Annotated in this window: 13 protein-coding genes; 1 reads left to right on the forward strand and 12 read right to left on the reverse strand. The window is 32.6% G+C overall.

The features are described from left to right. Positions 1-2: 2 nt before the first annotated feature. The 12 genes from ACLGLP_RS02260 to ACLGLP_RS02315 form a co-directional block, all read right to left on the reverse strand. Entirely contained in the window at positions 3-473 is a 471-nt protein-coding gene (locus tag ACLGLP_RS02260; RefSeq protein ID WP_492113317.1) for a 23S rRNA (pseudouridine(1915)-N(3))-methyltransferase RlmH, read from the reverse strand. A 7-nt stretch (positions 474-480) separates the two neighbouring features. Further along, positions 481-2,634, reverse strand: coding sequence for an LPS-assembly protein LptD (locus ACLGLP_RS02265; RefSeq protein WP_492113318.1), 2,154 nt, complete (start codon positions 2,632-2,634; stop codon positions 481-483). A 20-nt stretch (positions 2,635-2,654) separates the two neighbouring features. Then, positions 2,655-2,957, reverse strand: a complete 303-nt coding sequence (locus ACLGLP_RS02270; RefSeq protein WP_492113319.1) for a ferritin family protein — start codon at positions 2,955-2,957, stop codon at positions 2,655-2,657. Between the two features lie 104 nt (positions 2,958-3,061). Continuing rightward, complete coding sequence (dnaE, locus tag ACLGLP_RS02275) at positions 3,062-6,490, reverse strand: DNA polymerase III subunit alpha (protein WP_492113320.1); 3,429 nt, start codon at positions 6,488-6,490, stop codon at positions 3,062-3,064. 30 nt (positions 6,491-6,520) lie between these two features. Further along, positions 6,521-7,633 (reverse strand): glutamate 5-kinase, encoded by a 1,113-nt coding sequence (proB, locus tag ACLGLP_RS02280; protein WP_492113321.1) that lies wholly within the window; start codon positions 7,631-7,633, stop codon positions 6,521-6,523. A gap of 7 nt (positions 7,634-7,640) precedes the next feature. After that, a complete protein-coding gene (obgE, locus tag ACLGLP_RS02285; RefSeq protein WP_492113322.1) occupies positions 7,641-8,657 on the reverse strand; it encodes a GTPase ObgE in 1,017 nt (338 codons plus the stop codon). A gap of 24 nt (positions 8,658-8,681) precedes the next feature. Beyond that, on the reverse strand, positions 8,682-9,683 hold the full coding sequence (locus ACLGLP_RS02290) for a DHH family phosphoesterase (RefSeq protein WP_492113323.1): 1,002 nt from the start codon (positions 9,681-9,683) through the stop codon (positions 8,682-8,684). Next, positions 9,683-10,873, reverse strand: coding sequence for an exo-beta-N-acetylmuramidase NamZ family protein (locus ACLGLP_RS02295; RefSeq protein WP_492113324.1), 1,191 nt, complete (start codon positions 10,871-10,873; stop codon positions 9,683-9,685). The genes ACLGLP_RS02290 and ACLGLP_RS02295 overlap by 1 nt, the downstream gene beginning before the upstream one ends. Then, entirely contained in the window at positions 10,857-13,037 is a 2,181-nt protein-coding gene (locus ACLGLP_RS02300) for an N-acetylmuramoyl-L-alanine amidase (RefSeq protein ID WP_492113325.1), read from the reverse strand. Before ACLGLP_RS02300 ends, ACLGLP_RS02295 begins: the two co-directional genes overlap by 17 nt. Then, positions 13,034-15,604: a DNA mismatch repair protein MutS gene (gene mutS / locus ACLGLP_RS02305; protein ID WP_492113326.1), complete on the reverse strand. Its 2,571-nt coding sequence runs from the start codon at positions 15,602-15,604 to the stop codon at positions 13,034-13,036. The genes ACLGLP_RS02300 and mutS overlap by 4 nt, the downstream gene beginning before the upstream one ends. Before the next feature lie 29 nt (positions 15,605-15,633). Continuing rightward, positions 15,634-16,266, reverse strand: coding sequence for a nicotinate-nucleotide adenylyltransferase (gene nadD / locus ACLGLP_RS02310; protein WP_492113327.1), 633 nt, complete (start codon positions 16,264-16,266; stop codon positions 15,634-15,636). Then, positions 16,247-17,512 (reverse strand): glutamate-5-semialdehyde dehydrogenase, encoded by a 1,266-nt coding sequence (locus ACLGLP_RS02315; RefSeq protein WP_492113328.1) that lies wholly within the window; start codon positions 17,510-17,512, stop codon positions 16,247-16,249. Before ACLGLP_RS02315 ends, nadD begins: the two co-directional genes overlap by 20 nt. Before the next feature lie 117 nt (positions 17,513-17,629). Between ACLGLP_RS02315 and ACLGLP_RS02320 the strand changes: the two genes are divergently transcribed. After that, positions 17,630-19,198, forward strand: a complete 1,569-nt coding sequence (locus tag ACLGLP_RS02320) for a sensor domain-containing diguanylate cyclase (RefSeq protein ID WP_492113329.1) — start codon at positions 17,630-17,632, stop codon at positions 19,196-19,198. Positions 19,199-19,223: the final 25 nt, after the last annotated feature.

Genomic DNA, 19,223 nt, shown 5'->3' on the forward strand with positions numbered 1-19,223 from the left:
CTTTACTCCCTGTGATAGGGTATCCCTTTTATAATGGTAAAACTTCTATAAAGGGCTTCAACCAAAACCAGAAGTGCTATCTCGTGATTTAAAGTAAGAGAAGATAAACATAAAACTTCTTTAGCCTGTCTTTTCAAATTTTCAGAAAGACCCTCGGGACCACCAATAAGAAAAGTAATAACAGATTGAGTTTGCATTAATTTTTTTAGTTTTTCAGCAAGTTCAATACTTTTAAGGGATTTTCCTCTTTCATCAAGAACTATTAGATATTCTTTGTCTAAAATGTATTTTCTTAAAACCTCTTCTTCTGCTTTTTTCTTTATTTCTTTATCTGATGCTTTAACTTTTATTTTTGGGAAAATGGTTTCAATTAATACAAAAGGTTTCATTTTATCTAAGTAATACTCTAAAGCCTCTTTAATAAAGTTAAACTTAATAGGTCCTGGCATTAAAATTTTGATTTTTTGAAGCATCCTTAGTTTATCTTTCTATTCCATATCCACCCAAGCCTTTTAATTCAAAATGAAAATAAAATTTGGTATCCTTGGGAGTTACTGAAAAACCAAGACTTAACGCATAGCACTGATGTAGATAAGTTCCTATGAGTTTCATTTCCGTTGTTTCATCTTTAATAAGGTTTCTACTTAGGTAAAACTGAGCTAAAATGCGATCAAGAATCTTAGATCTTAAATCAAGAATAAGCTGTCTTGTATTCCATGCTGAATCTTCTTGATAAGTTAAATCTATAGAATCAAAATAAAGGTCTCTTAAACTAAGACCCAAAGAATGCTTTTTAAACCCAAGACCATAAAAGTTATAGGCTGTATCATATCTTGCATAAACATAGGGGCTGTAGTTTAGCAAGACCTGAAGGTAGATATCAGAAAAAGGTCTTTCCTCGGGTTTTGTTACTGTTGCAGAACGCTGAGCTTTGGTGAAATCATACTGCTGATAGGCTCTCAAAATCAAGAAGTTTTTATGATAGGGAAGGCTAAAATACTGCCAGAGTCCATATTCCAGAGTATGTGCTTTGTCACTTATAAGGTCTTCATAATCAAATTGGGGAATTTCAGTTTCACTTGGTTTTGAACGGTAAAAATAGGTAACATAAGGCTTTAAGGTGTGTAAAAATTTAAGATTTTTATCAAAAATGGTCAAAAAGTCATAATACTTAGAAAGAACAGTATAAGAATTTATCAAAATTTCGTAGTATCCACGGCTTATACTACTATCTTTGAAACTTTCTTTTTCTCTAAGGTTGTAAAAATCAAAACTATAGCTAAAACTTGCAGAATTAAAAAACATACCTATTTTAAAAGGATAGGTTATTCCTATGCGAGTATTCACTTTATCTCCGTAATATCCTTTTTCTCTATAAGAATAAAGATATTTAAGGGTTGCTTCTGGCAAAATTGTTCCAAAAACAGTGGTTGGTAAAAAGTTAAGTTTTAAGTTGAAATAGGACTGTAAAATGGTATCGCTATCTGCAGAACCGTGATAATCTAAATAAGTATTTTCTAATCTTCCATAAACACTCCCTCTATAATACTGAACCCAAAACTTTGAGGTTCTATATTCTTGAGATTTGTCTTCTATGTCTCTGTTAAATCTTTGCAAGATTTGAGCTCTTGTATTTGAATAACCTCCTTCTCCAACATCAAATTCTTCCAAAAAACCCCTTTCAGACACTGCATCCACATCTAAATGCATGTCAAGATTTGGTTTAACACCATAATCAATTTTACCTACAATCCACCACTTGTTTCTTTCAGGTTTTTCTCCAATAGCATATCCTTCTTTTTCTTTATCATTTATGTATCTGAATTTTATTAAACCTTTAAATTCCTTTTCAAACATAAACTGATTTTCTATATCCATTAGCATACCTCTTTTAGTAAGGTAAAAGGGAGATATGGTAAAATCTATTTGATCTGTAATAGCCAGAAAAAAGGGAATCTGTAGTCCAAATCCAAGTCTGCTACCTTGTGAAAATCTTGGAGTTAAAAAACCTGTTTTTCTTGGTATGAGAATAGGAATATTAGCCTTAGGTAAATAAACCGTTTTAGGAATAACCCCAATAGGAACTTTTTTAATTTTAAACTTCGTTGCATCTCCACTACTTACACCTTCCTGCGTTAAAACAAAATTCTCAACCTCAAGGCTCCAGGGAGGAAAGTCCTTTTCATTTTCACAATCAAATTCACAGGTAGTTACAAGAGCTTTTTTAGCAAAATACTCATTTAAAGCATTTTTATGAAAGTCTTCTGCTTTAATTCTTATGCTTTCTTTTTTTAAAAAAATAAATACTTTATCTGCCCAAACTTCCTCATTTCTTAAATCTAAAAATCCTTTGTCTCCTTCTGTAGTAGCATTTTTCTGAAGATCAAAGATTTTAAAATTTTTTAAAATTAAATATTCTGTTTCAACTTCATATCTTGCTTCTTTGGCTAAAATTATTAAATCTTTACTATCAATTACGACATCTCCTTTAGCAATAACAAGTTCTGGTTTGTGAAAAACTTCTATTTTTTGAGCTGTAATTTCAAAACAACTTTTATAAGCAGCAATTCCGTAAGATGCGTGCAAAGAAAAAATTAAAACCAAAATTATCAAAAAATTCCATAAATATTGCATTCAATTACATTTAAGTTTTTCTATTCTTCTTCCTCTTCCTCACCCTCTAAAAGCTCTTCTACTTCTTCTTCCCCTGCTTCAAGTTCTTCCTCTTGTTCTTCATCTTTCATAAGAAGCATGGTCAAAAATTCTCCTACATGTGTTTTTTCCTCTCTTGCAATGTCAAGAAAGATTTTTTTTAAATCTTCATCTTCAGTAAGAGCTGCGAGTTGCTCATAAAGATTTATGGCATCAAGCTCTGCAATGATGGCTATTCTAAGAATTTGCCTATCAAGATCCTCTTCCTCAATTCTTGAAAGATCAATGGGAATTTTGGAAAGCATATTTTACCTCCTATGATTTTTTTAAACTCATATTGTAGCTTAATAAAACTTAAATTTCAAGAAAATTTTTATTAAAAATTTTACAATTTTTTAAATATTAAATTTTATGCTCCAGTTACTCTTAATTGTATTTTGTCAAAAGTATTTAAAATTAGAGAAATTTGCTCATAAGTTGGATCTATTTTGTATCCATTAACTTCAAAACAAACTAAACAATCAGGGTATTTAAGATAAATTTGAACAGGAAGTCCCACATCCTTAGTTTCTTCTCTTATTAAAAAGTTTTTCAAAAATTCTAAGGTTTCTTCATTAACATTTTCAGAAGAAAGAAGAATGTTCATTTTTGCGTTTTTAAAAAATTTTAAGTCTCTCAATTCTGACACATCTTCTATCAAAAGAATTGAGTTTTCATCTTCCTTATCAATTTCTCCTTTAAACCATAACATTGCTCCTTCTGTAAAAAGATGGGAATGTTGTTTATAAAGCTCTGGGAAGGTAAGAGCCTTTAGTACTGCTTTTTCGTCTTCTATCTTTAGTATTGCCATTTTATCTCCGTTTTTTGTAGTTTTTACTTTTATTTCAGAAACAACCCCAGCAACAAGCACCTTTGTCCCTTCCTGAACCTCTTTTAATTTTTCTATACTATAGGGAGAAAATATGTTAATCCAGTTTCTAAATCTTTTCATGGGATGATCTGTTAGATAAAAACCCAGAGCTTCTTTTTCAAAATTCAGTTTTTCATCTAAATCCCAAGGAGGAGCTTCTTCTAAAGTAAAGGTTTTATCAAGGCTTAACAAAGTTCCCTGTTTGAAAAGGGTTGAAAATTTGGTTTGATTAGCAACCGACAAAGCTGAGGATAAATTATGCATAAGCTTGGCTCTATTTGGCTCTAAGCTGTCAAAAGCCCCTGCCTTAATTAAAGCCTCTATAGTTTTTTTGTTCACTTTCTTAGTATCAACTTTGCTACAAAAGTCTAAGAAAGACTTATAAGGTCTTTTCTTTAAAATTTCATTTACGGCTTCTTCTCCCACATTTTTTATTGCGTAAAGTCCTATTCTTATGGCATTTCCTTCAACAGTAAATCCTGCTTCGCTTTTATTTATATCTGGTGGCAAAATCTTTATCCCTAATTCATTGGCTACAGCTAAATATTTGCTAACCTCCTCACTTTTACTTGCTTCGTAAGTAAGAATAGAGGCGATAAAATAAATAGGATAATGCGCTTTTAGGTACGCAGTCTGATAAGCAATAAGAGCATAAGCTGCTGAATGGCTCTTATTAAATCCATAATCAGCAAACTTTTCAATTAAATCAAAAACCTTTTCAGCTATTTCACGAGGGATGTTTCTTTCAACTGAGCGAGAAATAAATTCTTCCCTTAAACTTTCCATTAATTCCTTTTCTTTTTTTCCTATAGCTCTTCTTAATAAATCTGCTTCTCCCAAAGTATATCCTGCAAATGCTTTTGCAATTTCCATTACCTGTTCTTGGTATACTATTACTCCGTAAGTTTCTTTTAAAATTGGTTCTAAAAGTGGATGTAAGTATTCTGGTTTTCGTTTCCCATGCTTTGTTTCTATGTATTGATCTACCAGCCCTCCCTCAAGAGGACCAGGTCTATATAAAGCAAGAACTGCTATGAGGTCGTTAAAATCTGTAGGTTTAAGTCTTCTCAACAATTCTTTCATACCGTCAGATTCAAGTTGAAATACTCCATCAGTTTCACCTTTTCTCAAAAGCTCATAAGTCTTTTCATCGTTTAAAGGTATGTTATTAATATCAAGCTCTATTCCTTCATATCGTTTTATTAGTTTTAGTGTATGATCTATGATGGTTAATGTCTTTAAACCTAAAAAGTCAAATTTGATTAAACCCACCGTTTCGCAAGCTTTCATATCAAACTGGACAAGAACCTCTCCCTCATCTCCTTTCATGAGTGGAGCAACTTCAACAATTGGCTTTCCTGCAATAATTACTCCAGCTGCATGTTGACTTGCATGTCTCGGAAGCCTTTCCAGCTTTTTTGCAAGCTCAAAAAGTTGCTTCAATTTTTCACTTTTTTTCATAAGTTCCTTAAATTCTTCTTTCTCAAGCTCTTTTTCTAAGCTTACATCTGGTCCAAGACTTATCATTTTTGCTATAGGATCTATTTCTTTAGGTTTAAAACCAAGGACTCTTCCTACATCTCTTACTACTTGTCTTGCCTTAAGCTGTCCAAAGGTGGCAATTTTAGCTATGTATTCTTTTCCATAAGTTTTTGTTACATACTCTATTACTTTATCCCTTCCTTCCATACAAAAATCCACATCTATATCAGGAAGACTTGGTCTTTCTTTATTTAAAAATCTTTCAAAAAGGAGACCCCATCTTATTGGATCAAGATTGGTAATTCTGAGGGCATAGGAAGTAAGTGCACCGGCAGCAGAACCTCTTCCTGGTCCTACAGGTATTTTTTGCGATCTTGCCCACTCAACAAAATCTGCCACAATAAGAAAGTAACTTGCATATCCCTTTTCTATAATGACACTTAGCTCGTATTCCAGCCTTTCCCAATATTCTTTTTCAGAAGCTGCAAGTTCTCCCTTAGCTTTAAGCTCTTTAAGTCTTTCTTCTAAACCCTCCCTTGCTTTTTTAATAAAATAGCTTTCTGCCGTCTCTCCTTCAGGAACTTTTGCCTTTGGGAATAAAATTTCCCCTGTTTTTATTTCCAAATTTATTTTTTCAAAAACTTCCATAGTATTATCAATGACTTCTTTGGGAAATTCCCGAAATCTTTCTATCATTTCCTCTGCACTTGCTAAATAAAGCTTATCAGTGTTAAACTTAAATCTATCAGGATCTGAAAGTTTATGCCCTGTTTGAATGCAAAGAAGCACCTCATGAGCAAGGGCATCTTCTTTGTCTAAATAATGACAGTCTGCAGTGGCAACACATTTAATACCAAGCTTTTGCCCTATTTCTAAAAGCTCCTCATTAACTCTTTCCTGCTCAGGTATACCGTTTTTCTGAATCTCTAAGTAAAAGTCCTCTTTAAAGAGATCTTTATACCACTTTGCTACCTCTATAGCTTTATCTTTTTGTCCATTCAAAATAAGTCTTGGTATTTCTCCATCTAAACAGGCACTCATAGCAATGAGTCCTTGATGATAGTTTTTAAGAAGTTCTTTATCTATACGGGGTCTGTAGTAAAATCCCTCTAAATAGGCTTTGCTACCTAATTTTAAAAGATTCTGATACCCTTCTTCATTTTTGGCAAGTAAAACTAAATGGGGACCTGCATCTCCTCTTTTGGAAGCCTTTTTCTCAAAACGGGAACCTTCTGCAACATAAAATTCACATCCTATAACTGGCTTTAACCCCGCTTCTTTTAACTTGGTATAAAAGTGAATTATTCCGTATAAAGTCCCATGATCAGTAATAGCACATCCCGGCATTTTATATTCTATAAGCCTTTTTACGAGATCATCTATTCTTATAGCTCCATCAAGAAGACTCCACTCCGTATGAACATGAAGATGAACAAAGGAACCCATTAAAAACCACCTCCCCCTTTGAAAAACTAATTAATCTAAAATAACGAGATTATCTCTGTGAATAACTTCTTTCCCTACCTTTTCATCAGATTTTTTTAGATTCAAAAGTTCTTGAGCTGAAAAGTTAATCAAACCTTTAGCTAAAGGTTTTCCTTTAAGATTAACACATTCAACACAGGCACCTTTGGGAAAATTCCCTTCAACACTTATTACTCCCCCAATCAAAAGGCTCTTTCCATTTTCTAAAATCGCCTTTTCTGCCCCTTCATCAATAACAATTTTCCCCTCAGGTTTTATGTAATACTTAATCCATAGTTTTCTCATATTTAATTTCTTTTCTTTTGCCCAGAAGATAGTTCCTATATCTTCTCCACTCCAAAATTTTTCTATAACAAGAGGCATTCTTCCAGGAAGAATAACCATAGGTATCCCCATAGATGAAACCATCTGTGCAGAAATTAGTTTTGAATACATACCTCCTCTGCCTAATCTTCCTGGTTTTGGACTAGCCATATTCATTATTTCTTCAGTTATTTCTTCAACCTCTCTAATTCTTTCAGCCTGAGGGTTTATCCTTGGATCTTCTTTGTAAAGGGCATCCACATCTGATAAGATTATTAAAATATCTGCTTCTACTGTCCCGGCAACTAAAGCTGAAAGAATGTCATTATCACTAAATCTTATTCCTTCTGTAGTAACTGTATCATTCTCATTTACGATAGGAAGAATGTTCCACTTTAAAAGAGTTTCTAATGTTTTTTTGGCATTTAGATACCTTTCTCTCTGAGACAGATCTTCAGCTGTTAATAATATTTGAGCAACTTGAATTCCGTATTGTTGAAACATGTCTTCATAAGCCTGAATGAGAGCTGCTTGTCCTACAGCAGCAAGTGCTTGTTTTTCCGTTAAAGATATGGGTTTTTTAAAGTATTTAAGTTTTGCCCTTCCACAAGCAATAGCTCCTGAAGAAACAAGAACTACCTTAAGACCTTCTTTAATAAGCCTATTAATTTCATAAGTTAAACTATGAAGAACCTGATAATCAAGCCCTTCATCTTCCTTTGTTATGACAGCACTACCAACCTTTAAAACTACCTTTTTTACTCTTTTTAATAAGTTCTGAATCCTTTCTCTTTTTTCCATAAATTTATTATACTTCCTTTTCTTTTAGGTTTTCAAGAGCCTTCCAGATGGCATAAATTAACTCAAGAACGCCCTGTCCTGTAATAGCTGAAATAGGATATATTTTACTTTGATCCTTTTTTTCAAAAAGTTCAGTAATACTTTTTATCTTTTCAGGATCAGGCATAAGGTCTATTTTATTTAAAGCAATAAAGTATTCCTTTTCAAGAAGTTTGGGATTAAAAAGTTCTAATTCCTTTTTTAATGTCTCGTAATCTTTTATTACTTCCTTTTCTTTTGAAATATCAAGGATATATAGAAGAATCCTTGTTCTTTCTATGTGTTTTAAAAATTCGTGCCCCAATCCCAATCCCTTGTGAGCTCCTTCTATTAATCCAGGAATATCTGCAACGATAAAGGTATTTCCATCAAAAAGTTTTACAACTCCAAGATTTGGCTGAAGGGTTGTAAAGGGATAATCAGCTATTTTTGGTTTAGCAGCTGAAATTCTACTAAGGAGTGTTGACTTTCCTGCATTAGGTAATCCAACAAGACCTACATCTGCGATAAGTTTAAGTTCTAAAATTAACCACTTTTCTTCCCCTGGAGTTCCTGGTTCTGCAATCCTTGGTGCCTGTCTTGTTGGTGTGGCAAAATGAGCATTTCCTCTACCACCCTTTCCTCCTCGAGCAACAACAAGAGTTTGCCCAGGTTTTGTTAAATCACCCAGAATTTCCCCTGTCTCTGCATCTTTAACTATCGTTCCCACAGGAACCCTTAATATCAAATCTTCCCCGTCTTTTCCTTTCATTTTTTTACCCATTCCAGGTTTACCGTTTTCTGCACGAAAATGAACTTGGTGATAAAAATCGTAAAGAGTATGAACCTGAGGATCTGCCACTAAAATGACATCTCCTCCATCTCCTCCATCTCCACCGTCAGGACCACCCTTAGGAACATATTTTTCCCTTCTAAAACTTATACAACCCGGTCCTCCATCACCAGCTTTTACATAAATTTTTGCCTGATCTACAAACCTTGCCATTTTAAAATCTTCTTTTCTTTTTTCCTATTTAAAATACTTCTCAAACAATTTTATAAATTCCTTCGTATCAAATTTATCACTCTCTATGTTTAAATTAGAAAAGGGAATTTCTGCCCTTGCCTTTTCTCTATGTCCACCAGCTAAACCAACTTCTTTAAATAATTTCATCGCTAACTTTCCCGCATCTTTTTTATATCCATCACATCTTATTATAATTACCAAATTTTTCTTATATTCTCCTCCCACAAAAACCCAAGAGGTCTCATATACTTTGTTTAAAAAATCAGCTATCACCACAAGAATGTCCGTATTCAGAACCTTTCCTATATATACAAAAATTCTCCCTTTTTGAAATTTCAACTGATCCAATGCTATTTTGAAATACTTAAGTTCTGATCTTCTAATGTGATAACCCTCTATTTTGTTAAGTAAGTATCTGTTCATGTGCTTGTATAACTTTTGAAATGCTATTACATCATGAAGATTAGCACTTCTCCCAAAATTATCTGTGTCAACTTTTATTCCGTAAACTAAAGCAGTTGCTAAATAAACAGAGGGCTTTATTCTTAAAGTTTTTAAATATTCAAAAAGAATAGTTGAAACTGCTCCGTATTCTGGACGAATGTCTGTATATTCAGCATCCCATCCATCTGTAAGTGGGTGATGATCTATAACTGCAGTAAACTTTATATTTTTAAATTCACTTCTATGAGTAGGTTGAGAATCAACGAGTATAAATTTATTGTAAAAACTCAAAAGCTCTTCAGAAAATTTAATAAGAGGAATTTTTAAAATTTCTATCATTACTTTATTGTTCAGTCTCACAATCTCATTTACATTAGAAATATCTACTTTTTCTACTTTATGCTGTAAAATCCTTTTTAAAGCTAAAGCACTTGCTAAAGCATCAGGATCTGCCCAGATAAGAATTAGCACCTTATCTTCTTTGTTAAAGAGTTTTAAAAAGTAATTGAGCCTTTCTTTATTAGATCTAAATTTGGGCTTTTTAAAGTTTGATTTATTCATTAAGGTTTGTAAAGATTGATGCTTTGCAATTCTTCTAAATAATCTTTTAAATTATAATACAGGTAAAAATCAAGGTCAATTTCTTTGTTTCCCTCTAACCATTTAAGAATTTGTGAATTCCCAACAAGGATTTCAATGGGCTTTTTCATTTTTTCAAACTCATAAGGTCCTTCTATAAATCTAAATTCCTCAAAATTTTCTTTAATAACTTTAAGTAGTAAAAGTGTTGTTTTTACTGGCTTGAATTTACGGCAATTTAAAATATGAATCTGAAAACCATAACATCTTTTTCCTTTCCATTTATCAAAAGTGGGTTCAAAAGCAACTGGTCTTAAAATAAATCCATCCCTTTCTGGATTAAAAAGTGTTTGAAAAAGGGAGTTTAGTCTTTTTAAATCAAGATAGGGTGCTCCAAATATTAAAAAAGGATTGGTTGTTCCTCTTCCCTCTGAAAGATTTGTGCCTTCAAGTAATACCTGCCCTGGATAAACCAAGGCTGTTTCCCAAGAAGGCATATTGGGAGAGGGAAATATCCAGAAGCGTTTTAATTGAGGATAAAAAAATCTCTTTTTATATCCTTTAATTTTAATAACTTCTAAATCAAGATTCTTAAATTTGCGATTTTTAAATAAAACTGCAAGCTCTCCCATAGTTAAACCGTGTCTTAAAGGTAATCTATCCATACCTACAAAGGAAAAATATTGAGGTTCTAAAAGCGGTCCTTCTATCTCATCTCCTATAGGATTTGGTCTATCAAGAATAACTAATTTTTTCCCTGCTTTTTCGCAAACCTCCATTAAAAGATACAAAGTCCAAATATAAGTGTAAACTCTACATCCTACTTCCTGCAAATCTACAAATAATACATCTATTTCTTCTAAGTGCGCCTTTTCTGGTTTAAGCCTTGGTCCATATAAACTTATTACAGGAACTTGAGTAAAAGGTTCTATCTCATCTTCTGAACTTATCATGTTTGCCTGTTTTTCTGAAAAAAGACCGTGCTGAGGAGAAAAAATCAGTTTAAAGTCTTTTTTAAATTTTTCTTTGAAATGAAAAAAAACCGGAACAAATTTATAATCTACTGAAGCCTGATTGCAAAGTAAAGCAACTCTTTTACCTTGATATTTTTTATAAATTTTTTCTTTAAAAAATCTTTCTGCTCCATATAAAACTTTAGGACTTTTTATCATAATAGGATTGAGAAAGTTTTAAACTCTGAATGTAGATTTCTACTCCTTTAGCAATCCCTTCAGCGATCATTTCTAAGTAGTGTGAGTTTTTAAAAAGTTTTTCTTCCTCTGGATTGGTTATAAATCCTATCTCAACAAGAATTGCTGGCATTCTTGTTCCCACTAAAACAAGAAATGGAGCATATTTCACTCCTCTATTCTCAACATTTGGATAATATCTACTTAAAGTTCTTACAAGCTCTCCCTGAACTTTTTCTGCAAGAAGCCTTGATTCAGAAAGTTTTGTATTGGTAAGAATTGCTTTTATTAAATCTTGTAAATCACTTAAAGACCTATCTGAAGCAGCGTTTTCTAAGGCTGCAACTCTCATTGCTTCTGGATCTGTAGTAAAATTAAGATAATACGTTTCTACTCCCTTAGCTTTTCCATCAGGCGAGGCATTGGCATGGATAGAAATAAAAAGGTCTGCTTTTTTGCTGTTTGCAATTGCTGGTCTTTGAATAAGGGGAATAAATCTGTCTTCATTCCTTGTTAAAATAACCTCTACATTCAATCTCTCTTTTAACTTTTGAGCTAAAAGCTCAGATACCTTTAAAACCACATCCTTTTCTTTTAATCCAGAGGGACCTACTGCTCCAGGATCCTCCCCTCCATGTCCTGGGTCAATAACAATTCTTTTTATACCTAAACCAAATTGGCGAGCAAGATTGATGTAATTTTCTTTTTTAGCTGAACTTTTGGCTAAAGTGGCTCTTTTCTCCTCCTTGCCTTTCTTCTCCTTACCTATTAAATCCAAAACCAACTGATAAGGCTCTTTTAGCTTAAAAATTTTATAAGAGGTTAAACTACTCAGGTCTAACACCACTCTTACAGTTTTCTCATCAAATTGAGCTACTCTAACTCTGGTTAAAAGTGAATCCTTTATGGTTATTTCGTTGGAAATTTTATTATCAAGCACTGCAGGATAAATGTCTACATATATTCTCGGAGGTTTATCCACTGTTCCTTTTAGAATATTTGCCTGATATTCAAAATTGCCAGAAACATTTATAATTACTCTGCTATAATCCTCTCCTGTAACTGGCTGAACCTCTAATACCTTTTTTAAGTTAGATAATGCAACTTTTTCTTTTAAAACTTCTTTTTCTTCTATCTCCTTTCTTTCTACCCTTTTTGCTATTGGCTGAATTTTTGGCTGAGTTTTTGGTTTAACTTCTTGCTTAACTTCTCTTTTAACTTCAAGCTTTGGCAAATATGCACTTTTGGGAAATCTTTGAGTAAATTCAGCTTTTAATTTTTCTGCTTTTTCTTCATCTTTTAAGTCTTTTTCGTAAATCTGAATTAACCAGTAATAAGCCTCCTTAGTGGCTGAACTTTTGGCATAATTTTCAATCAAAAAGTGATATCTTTCTATTGCTTTATTCAAATCCTCCGGGCTTGAAAATTTTTTATAAAGCTGATAATAAATATTTGCCGTTTTTAATACAGCCTTTGGTGCTGTTTGGCTTCCTGGATAAAGTAAATAAATTCTCCTATATTTACTTATAAGATTAAGCCATTCTATTCTTCTGGTTTGGGGATTAGAATTTAGCCTTTCATACTCTTTTTCAAGTTCGGCAAATAGTCTTTCCGTATCTGAAATCTCCTTTTTAATTTCTTTTTTAAATACCTCTTTTTGAGTTTGTTTTTCTTCTTTTGTTTCTTTTACTCCAACAATAAGCTTCTGCCCTACATGTATTTTATTTTTCCTTAATTTGTTCCACTCCCTAAGCTCTTTTATTGAAACCCCATATCTTTTCGCTATCTTATCTAAGGTATCACCTCTTTTGACTACATAATAAACATAACCTTCTTCAGTTTTTTCAGGTCTCGTTTTAATCTCTTCTTTTGGTTTTTCCTCTTTAACTTTTTTTATTCCAACTATAAGCCTGCTTCCCACTTGTATTTTATTTCCCTTTAATCTATTCCACTCTCTTAATTCTCTTATAGAAACTCCGTAAGTTTGGGCTATCTTTTCTAAGGTTTCTCCCTTCCTGACTGTATGATAAATATACTTTTCTGAAGATTTGGAAGAAGTAGCAAATAATTTTGGAAAATCAAAAATTAAAATCTGTATAACACTTATTCCTAAAATGATTATTAAAACACTTAAAATTTTTTTCATTGAACTTTCTTTCTTTCTAATTTGTTTATTTCTTTTTTTATTTCCCAAAGGAAGTTTAGAGCTTCAATAGGTGTCATCTCTTCTATGTTTAAATTTTTAATTTTTTCAACTACAGGATGGACGCTTTCAAATATAGAAAGTTGTAAAATCTTTTTGGGATATATGAGTATCTCCTTATTTTCTTTTAAACTTCTGTTTTCTAATTTATAAAGTATTTCTCTTGCTCTGTCAACCACTTCTTGAGGAATTCCTGCTAATTTTGCAACTTCTATTCCGTAAGACTGATTGGCAACTCCTGGCAAAACCTTGTATAAAAATATTACTTCTCCATTCCATTCTTTAACTTCTACATGATAATTTTTTATTCCTGAATAGAGATTGGCAAGTTCTGTAATTTCAAAATAATGTGTAGCAAGAAGAGTAAAGACCTTTTTTTGATAAAGAGCCTCAGCTATTGCCCAAGCAAGAGACATTCCATCAAAAGTGCTTGTCCCTCTTCCAACTTCATCAAGTATTACTAAACTTTGTGAAGTGGCATTTTTTAATATGTAGGCGCACTCACTCATTTCAACCATAAAGGTGCTTTTTCCTCTTACCAATTCATCTCCGGCTCCTACGCGAGTAAAAACTCTGTCAAAAATCCCAATTCTTGCAAACTTTGCAGGAACAAAACTTCCCATCTGTGCCATTATAACTATAAGAGCATTTTGTCTCAAAAAGGTGGATTTTCCACCCATATTTGGTCCAGTAATGATTAAAACCCTCTGGTTTTCCATATCCATTTTTAAAGAATTAGGAACAAAGTTCTCTTTTCCTTGAATTTTTTCTAAAACAGGATGTCTTCCCTCTTCTATTATAAGTTCAGGTCTTTCAACTATTTCTGGCATTACATAATCGTTTTCTACTGCTACCTGAGCCAAAGCTAAAAGAACATCAAGTTCTGCTAGAGCCTTGGCAGTTCTTTTTAATCTTTCCTTATACAAAAACACTTTTTCTCTCAATTCTAAAAATAACTCATATTCTAAGTTCTTAATTCTTTCTTCTGCAGATAAAATCTTATTTTCAAGCTCTTTTAATTCTCCGGTTATAAACCTTTCTACATTGGTTAAGGTTTGTTTCCTTTCAAAGTATGGAGGAATCCTTTTTAAGTAGCTTTTTGAAACCTCAAAGTAGTATCCAAAAACTTTGTTGTAACCTATTCTTAAATTGGGAATTCCTGTCTTTTGCCTTTCTTTCTTTTCAAGTTCAGAAAGATAATATACAGCATTTTCTTTAATATCTAATAGTTCGTCAAGCTCTGCACTAACTCCTTTTTTAATTATTCCTCCTTCTTTTAATGTGCTGGGAGGATTCTCAACAAGCCATTTTTCTAAAATTAAATAAAGTTCTGAAAAACCCTCTATATCTTTTAATAGCTCCTCTATTCTTTTAGAAAGCTTTATATTTTCACTTTTGTTAAAAACTTCTTTTATTTCGGGAAGATATTTTAAGCTTTCCCTTAATATTCCCAATTCTTTTGGATTTACCAATTTCAAAGCACACCTTATGGTTAATCTCTCAAGGTCCGAAATCTTTTTCAATCGTTTTTTAAGTTCCTCTCTTAAAGACTTATTTTCTACAAAAAATTTAACTGCTTCCTGTCTTTCTTGAATTTTTCTTATATCCTTTAAGGGATAAAGTATCCATTCTTTAAGAAGTCTTGCTCCCATCGGTGTTTCAGTTTTATCAAGAAGGGAAAACAGTGTATATTTTTCACTCCCATCCCAAAGATTTTTTATCAATTCAAGATTTCTTTTGGTTGATTCATCTAAAAACAAAAATTCTTCGGGGTAATAAAATTTTGGAGGTTCTATTTTATCCACAAGACCTGGCTGATAATTCTTTAAATATTCTAAAATCGCACTTACTGCTCTTAATCCTTCATCGTATCTTTCTTTCTCAAATTCTTCTAAGCTAAGCTCTTTTAGATTTTCTCTTTTAAAAAAACTATCCTCTACAAAGGTAAGATGAACTTTGGGAAGGTTTTGTTTAAGTATTTTAGCTAATTCTTCCTTCTCCATTTTTTTGCTTAAGAGGATTTCTTTTGGCTCTTTTTTCAAAATTTCAGAAATAATATCCTCTTTACGAAGTTCCGTAAAAATAAATTCCCCACAAGAAAGTTCTAAAAAACTTATTCCTGCCTTTTTTTCTAAATAAAGACTGGCTAAGTAATTTTTTTCTTTTTCTGAAAGAGATTCAGGTTCTATAAGTAATCCAGGGGTATAAATTTTAACCACCTCTCTCCTAACAAGTCCTTTTGCTTGTGAAGGATCTTCCACCTGTTCACAAATGGCAACTTTAAATCCCATATCCACAAGTTTTTGTATATAAAAGGAGCTTTTATCTGCAGGTATCCCACACATAGGAGCTATTAAGTTTTTCCCTGCCTCTCTTTTTGTGAGAACAAGTCCTAAAAGTGGCGAAACGATTTCTGCATCTTCAAAAAACATCTCATAAAAGTCCCCTAATCTGAAAAAAAGTATGGCATCAGGATATTTACTTTTAATTTCAAAGTACTGCTTAAACATAGGAGTTATTGGCTCTCTAATACTTCCTCTCATGTCTGATAAAGTCCCTTTTCTTTAATGTAAAAATAAACACTATCAGGAACAAGGTATCTAATTGATTTTCCCTCCTTACACAAATTTCTTATAAGCGTACTTGAGATGTCAAAGGTTACAGTTTGAAAAAAATAGACTTTTTTAAAAGCTTCTTCCCTCCAAAGTTCTTTAACCTTATGATAAAAATACTCTTTTCCCTTTCTCCAATCTCTCATTCTTCTAGGAACTACTATGATATTTGTATATTCTAAAAATTTTTCGTAGTTCCACCAAGTTTCAAATTCGCAAAAACTATCCCAGCCTATAATGAGATACCTTTCCACTTTTGGAAAAATTTCTTCAAGTTTTTGAAGCGTTTTTAAAGTATAAGATGGAATCACATCTTTTTCTATATCTAAAGCCTCAAAAAATGGATTTTCTTTAATTGCAAGTTCTACCATTTTAAATCTATCTTCAAAGGATGTAATCTTATAGTCTTTTTTATGAGGAGGAGCTCCTGCAGGAATGAAAAAGACTTTATCTAAGTTATAGGCTTCTCTTGTCTCTTCAGCTATTCTTAAGTGCGCAAGATGGGGTGGATCAAAAGTTCCTCCCAATATTCCTATTCTTTTAAGTTCGGATTTGTCCATTTCCAAAAACAATAAACTTTGTTGTAGTTAATTCTTCAAGTCCCATAGGACCATAAGCATGAATTTTGGTAGTTGAAATACCAATTTCTGCACCAAGCCCGAGTTCTCCACCATCATTAAACCTTGTTGAAGCGTTAACGAGAACTACACTTGCATCAACCTCTTTTAAAAATTTTAAAGCTTTTGAATAATTTTCAGTAACTATAGCTTCAGTGTGATTGCTTCCGTATTTAGATATGTGCTCTATAGCCTCATCTATATCTTCCACCACCCTTACAGCCAGAATCAAATCCAAATATTCTGCATACCAGTCTTCCTCAGTGGCAGGTTTTGCCCAGGGGATATATTTTAAAGTTTCAGAACATCCTCTTAATTCTACTCCGTACTTTTTGTATTCTTCAGCTAAAATTGGTAAAATCTTTTCTGCTACATTTTTGTGCACAAGAAGTGTCTCCATGGCATTGCAAACCCCTGGTCTTTGACACTTTGCATTTATGGCTATTTCTTTTGCCATATCCAAATTTGCCTCTTCATCTATAAACACATGACATACTCCTTTGTAATGCTTGATAACAGGCATTCTTGCTCTTTCTGTAACAAATCTGATAAGCCCTTCTCCTCCTCTTGGGATAACAAGATCTATATATTCTTCAAGTTCAAGCATATATTCCATTAATCTTCTTTCTGGAGTTGAAACAACCTGAACAGCATCCTCTGTTATGTTAAATTCTCTTAGAGTTTCTCTAAAAATTTCTCCCAGAGCTAAATTTGAATTTAAAGCCTCTTTCCCTCCCCTTAAAATAACTGCATTACCGCTTTTAAAACAAAGGGAAGCTGCATCTATCGTAACATTAGGTCTGCTTTCATAGATGATAGCTATAACTCCCAAAGGTATTCTCATTTTCCCAACCAGGAGTCCATTAGGTCTTTTCCACATTTTAACTACTTCCCCAACTGGATCAGGAAGAGCTGCCACCTCTTCTAATCCTTTTGCCATACCTTCTATTACTTTGTCTGTAAGGGTCAATCTATCAATAAAAGCTTTAGTATGCCCCTGAAGAATTGCCTGATTTACATCCTTTTCGTTAATTTTTTTCAATTCTTCCTTTTTTTCTCTAAGCTTTTGAGCAACCCTTTTTAAAACCTCATTTTTTACTTGGGATGAAAGGGTAGCTAAAGTTCTTGAAGCAGATTTTGCCCTTTTTGCCATATCTAAAACTAATTCTTTAAGTTGCTCTTCTCCCATAAATACCTCCCCTTTTTAGTTTTTAGTTAAAATTTTGCAATTTATACCCGTTTTTTTCTTTCTTTTTCAAAAACTTTTGATAATATTAACTCAATATTTTAATCTAAACAAGAAAAAATGGGAGAGTTAGATAGACTTTCAAAAATTTTTGGAAGAACTCCTATACCCCTTCCGAAATTGGGAAAGAGCGTTCTGGAAACACTCCTTTTAAAAACCGAAAGAGAATTTACGGAACTTATAACTAATAATAATGAACTTTCCTCTCTCATTCTTTCTGTAGCAAATCAACCAAAATACAGAAAAGACAATCCACCTGTAGAGGATGTAAGATTAGCTCTGTTAATTCTGGGAGAAGATTTGGTAAAACTTCTGGTTCTAAGTTACATATCTACTAAACTTTCTAAGATTACTTTTAACGAGTTTAACTTCCAACTTTTTTGGGCAAGAGCTATCGCAAATTTGTGTTTCTCTTTTATATGTAGCTCTCAATTTGAAACCTATCCATCTCACTTACATATATCTTCTTATCTTATGGATTTTGGTATTATTGTTTTATATTTCCTATCACCTGAGGGATATTTAAGAGTTCTTACACTTAAAAAATATGGGAAAACTCTTATTGAGGCTGAAAAAGAAGTCTTTGGGGTAGATCATGCAACTATCGGAGCTGAGTATTTTGAAAACTACAATTTTCCTCGCAGATTTATTCTTAATATTCAGTTTCATCATCAGTTTCCTAATTTACCTGAAGAAATTCCTCCTGAAGTCTTTGATGACATTAAATATCTGAGTTTAATAGATCTTGGAGTGGAGTGTTATTTTAGTATAGACAGAGAAAGAAGATTTAAAAAGCTTAAGGATTTTGCCAGAACACACTTTAATTTGGAGGAAGAGCAGGTTAAGACATTACTTGATACGCTTCCTGATTTGACAAATCCTTTTTATGAAATTTTGAATTACAAAGATTTTCATCTCATCTCCTATAGTAAGTGGATCAAACTTCAGGAAGAAAAAATAAAGACTGAAATCAAAAAACTTGAAGAGCAAAAGAAGAAGGAAGAAACGCTTCTTGAAGTATATCAGGATGAGCTGACAAAGGTTATAAGAGAAAAAAAATTACTTATAGAGGAATTGGAAGACCTAAGGAAAAAATTTAAAGATGGCTCTTTCCTTGATCCCTTAACTGGTCTTTACAACGAAGACTACTTTTTAAAGAGGTTGAAAGAGGAACTTTTAAGAGCAAAAAGGTATCGCAGATTCTTAAGCGTTCTTTTAATTGAAATAGAAAAGTTTTCACAAATAATAGAGCTTTATGGTGCTGAAGAAGAAGAAAATATTATAAAACTTTTATCCTCAGAATTTTTAAAAAATTTGAGAAGAGTTGATATAATAACAAAGCTTTCTAAACCTGAACAATTCGCTGTTATTTTACCAGAAACACCCCCCAATGGGGCTATGGTTGTTGCAAGAAAGCTTTTAAGAATTATAGAAAGCACTTTTTATAAAAGGTATAATAAGGTTTACTCACCTTTTATTGTTGTCGTTTCCTTTGATCTTTCTAAAATTGATCCTAAAACTGAGCCTCAAGTAGAAGCCATTTTTAACACCATAAAGCGTGGGATTGATGTGCTGAAATTAAGAGGGCAGAAAAGAATTTTATCCTTGGTAGTGGATAAAGAGCTTTAAACTCCACAGGCTTAAATTTTAAAAC

The sequence above is a fragment of the Caldimicrobium sp. SLHALR3 genome, assembly GCF_058692735.1.